Genomic DNA, 3,944 nt, shown 5'->3' with positions numbered 1-3,944 from the left:
GCGAATATTACTGATCAGACTGAATGCCATGCTGAGAGACGGCACGGAGTGGCGGTGACGAATGGCAGGGTGAAGACAGTTGCTCCCACATTTGATTGATGTCGTACACAAATGCCAGACCGACATAGATCCAATGTGGGAGCGGGCTTGCGAAGGCGGCCTCACAGACGCCCCCTCAACTTCCTGCTATTTACCGAGCGATATCTTCGGTGCCCAGGTCAGCCATTCATCTTCAAACTTGTCGAACAACGGAAACGTCTGCTCAGGCCGTGCCGGACTGCCCATACGATCACCGTCCGGGGTGGCGAAAGCGATACCACCCTGAATCAGCGTCTCCAGCGATTCGGTGCGCACCGTCGCCCCCTTGAACAAACCGTAGTCGAAACCAAAACCGCTGGTGTTCCAGAAACGTGTGCCGCTGCGCACCAATGGTGCGTACTTCGGTTCGATCAGAATGTGCACCAGAACACGGTCAGCGGTCTGGCCCAGTTCATAACCCGTCACCTTACCCACGGTGACCTCGCGATACGTCACCGGCACACCGGTTTTCAACGAACCGCGCCGAGCGGCGCTCAGGACCAGGCTTAAACCGGCTTCCTGTTTGGCGGTTTCCGGTGGGCTGGCGAGGGCCACGAAGTTCTTCTGCGGACCAAGATTTTTCGCGGCCGGCTGCACTTCGATGTATTGGCCTGTGACCAGGGTTTCGAGGTTAGAGGTCTTGATCAGACCCAGCTCGGGCTTGACCACCCAGAACTGACTGCCAACCCGGGCAATGCGCTCCGGCACTTCGGTGATCCGCGCGGTGAGCAGCACCGATTGCAGATCATCGCTGAGGTCGACGTCTTCAATCTTGCCGACATCCAGGCCTTTGAATTTCACAGGGGTGCCGCTGCGCAAGCCATCGGCGCGATCGACCTTGATCGTGACCACGGAGCCTTTCTGGTTGGCCTCGTCATGACTGGCGAACAGACGGAAACGTGGAATGCGCCTCTGCAATGGCGCTTTGGCTTGCGGGGTTTCGAAGGCGATACCGCCGGCCATCAGGCTTTGCAGCGACTCACTTTTGACCTGGATTCCACCGGTCAGCCCACCCGTGAGCGTAATACCGCTGGCGTTCCAGAAACGGGTCGATGCGTTGACCAGTCCCTCATATTCCTTCTCGATGTGTACACCGATCACCAACTGTTTTTTCTTGCGCGAGAACTGATAGCTCTGGACCGAACCGACCTTGACCTGCTTGTAGAGAATCGGGCTGCCGACTTCCAGTGAACCGAGGTTCTCGGTGAACAGCACCAGGTGCAGGCCCGGTGCCCGCAAGTCGAGCGGCGGCGCCTTCGGTCGTGCCACGAACTCACGCTGCGGTGCGGCACCCTTGTCACCTGGACGCACGGCAATGTAGTTACCTTTGACCAGCGCTTCGAGACCGGTAATGCCTGCGAGGGAGATTGAGGGTTTGACCACCCAGAACTGGGTGCCGTCAACGAGGTAATCCTCAGCCAGCGGATCAAGGGTCAATTCCGCGGTGGCACTGGACAGATCAGGATCGATCTTGAGCGCTTTCAGCGTGCCGACCTGAATGCCTTTGTACATCACCGGCGTCCGGCCAGCCTGCATGCCTTCGAAGTCGCTGAGTTTGACCTTGACCCGAATACCGGCGGCAGCGGCATCGAAGTCTTCATAGAGACGGAACGGCAGGCTCGGATCGGTGGGCGGGCTGTCCTTGCGGTTCTCCGGCGTCGCGAAGGCGATACCGCCGGCGACGATGCTGGCCAGGGATTCACTGCGCACTTTCACGCCGGACAGGTTAGCGTCGATGCTGATGCCGCTGGCATTCCAGAAACGTGTGTGTTTGCGCACCAGCTTGGCGTAGGTGGGCTCGATGAACACCTTGAGCTCAACGGTACTTTGGTCCTCGGACAACAAGTAGCTTTTGATCTGCCCGACCCGGATCTGCTTGTAGAACACCGGGCTGCCACGGTTCAGCGAGCCGAGGCGATCTGCCTTGATGGTCAGGTGCAGACCGGGCTGGGCGTCAGACAGCGGCGGCTCTTCGGCCAGCGCCTTGAACTTGCGCGTGGGCTCCCCTTCGCCCGGACTGACCGCGACATAGTTACCGGAGACCAGGGTTTCCAGCCCTGTGATGCCGGCCAGGGTCACGCTCGGCTTGACCAGCCAAAAGCGTGTGCTGGTGCGCAGGTATGGCTCCACGTCCTTGTTCATCTCGACGGTGGCAATCACCCCTTTGGAGGCACCTTCGTCGTCGAGCGTGAGGGTTTTCACCTTGCCGACCGACATGCCTTTGTAAACGACTTCAGTCTTGTTGGCCTGAATGCCTTCACCACTTTCGAAACGCACCTGAATCTCGATGCCGGTTTCGCTATAGGCACGCCAACCGAGCCAGCCGCCAATGATCAGGGCGATCAGAGGCAAGACCCAAATGGCGGACCAGTTCGAGGCCGGTCGGGTTTTCGCTGTAGGCAAATCAGTCATGGTCGTCGTCCGACTCCGTGTTATCCCAAATCAGTCGGGGATCGAAAGTTACTGCGGCAAGCATCGTCAGAATCACCACACTGGCGAAAGCGATGGCGCCAAGATTGGCTTCGACGCTGGCAAGCCGTCCAAAATTGACGACCGCCACCAGGATGGCGATCACAAAAATATCGAGCATCGACCAGCGGCCGATGAACTCGATAAAGCGGTACATCCAGATGCGTTGGCGTGCCGAAAGTGGCTGGCGGCGCTGCACCGAAAACAGCAGCAAGGCGATGCCCACCAGTTTGAACGTCGGCACCAGGATACTGGCGATAAACACCACGGCGGCGATGGGAATCATGCCGTGCTGAACCAACTGGATCACACCGGACATGATGGTGCTGGGGTCGCCCTGACCAAGAGAGCTGACCGTCATGATCGGCAGGACGTTGGCCGGGATATAGAGCAGCGCTGCCGTCACCAGCAGCGCCCATGTGCGCATCACACTGTTCGGGCGGCGCGCGTGAACCAGCGCACCACAACGAGTGCAGACCTGCTCGTCGGTGTCAGCGTAATGCTTGTTCAACTCATGGCATTCGGTACAAATCAGAATGCCTGCATCAATCGCCCGCATGGGCATCCTCTCCTGATAAAGCCTGCCAGATCTGATGAGGCGACATCACAACCTCCAGCCAAACCTGGACCAACAACAAACCGATAAAGCACGCCAGGCCGAGACCGACAGTGATTGCTGCCATATCTGCCAGTTTGACGATCGCCACCAGAACGCCCATGAGGTAAACCTCGAGCATCCCCCAGTCTCGTAGATGGTGATAAATTCGATAAAGCAGCAAACCGTAACTACGGCCGACATCAAAACGAATACTTAGCAGCACGGCCAGCTGGCAGAGCAGCTTGAGTAGCGGAATTCCCATGCTGCACAGAAACACGATGACCGAAACACCTTGCATCCCGGTATCGAACAGGCCAACAACGCCGGTCCAGACAGTGTCTTGTGACGACTGCCCGAGTAGATTGAGCTGCATGATGGGTAAAAAGTTCGCAGGGATGTACAACAACAGTGCGGCGATGACCAAGGCGAGACTACGTTGCACAACATTGTGCCGATGGGCGTAGAGCTCGTAACCACAGCGCGGGCACAGGGCTTTCTCGCCATGGGCGAGTTCGGGCTTGCGCATCAGCAAGTCGCACTCATGACACGCCACCAAGTCGTCCAGCGGTAATTCTGACAGCCCGGAGGCGTCAACCGGATCTGGCATAAAGGCTATGACTCCGAAAAAGTTGGACCTATTCTAGTGTCATGAATCGAAAATAACTGTGCAAATTTGTGCAGGGCCTGATCTGGATTTTATTCCAGGCAAAACAAAACCCCTACCTGCATACGCAGATAGGGGTTTCGGAATTTAATCTTGACGATGACCTACTCTCACATGGGGAAACCCCACACTACC

The 3,944-nt window shown here is 57.6% G+C and carries 3 protein-coding genes; all 3 read right to left on the bottom strand.

Annotated features, from left to right (window positions below; genetic code table 11):
- Positions 1–186: 186 nt before the first annotated feature.
- From FBY04_RS32165 to FBY04_RS32155, 3 genes are read right to left on the bottom strand one after another with little or no spacing between them, the layout of a single operon-like run.
- Complete coding sequence (locus tag FBY04_RS32165) at positions 187–2,490, bottom strand: intermembrane transport protein PqiB (RefSeq protein ID WP_145319713.1); 2,304 nt, start codon at positions 2,488–2,490, stop codon at positions 187–189.
- Positions 2,483–3,106, bottom strand: coding sequence for a paraquat-inducible protein A (locus FBY04_RS32160; protein WP_145319710.1), 624 nt, complete (start codon positions 3,104–3,106; stop codon positions 2,483–2,485). The genes FBY04_RS32165 and FBY04_RS32160 overlap by 8 nt, the downstream gene beginning before the upstream one ends.
- Positions 3,093–3,752, bottom strand: a complete 660-nt coding sequence (locus FBY04_RS32155; protein WP_084323498.1) for a paraquat-inducible protein A — start codon at positions 3,750–3,752, stop codon at positions 3,093–3,095. Before FBY04_RS32155 ends, FBY04_RS32160 begins: the two co-directional genes overlap by 14 nt.
- Between the last annotated feature and the right edge of the window lie 192 nt (positions 3,753–3,944).

The organism is Pseudomonas sp. SJZ080 (assembly GCF_007828295.1).
GTDB lineage: Bacteria > Pseudomonadota > Gammaproteobacteria > Pseudomonadales > Pseudomonadaceae > Aquipseudomonas > Aquipseudomonas migulae_A.
Note: the sequence above shows the minus strand (reverse complement) of the source record. Positions and strands in the feature narration are given on the sequence as shown.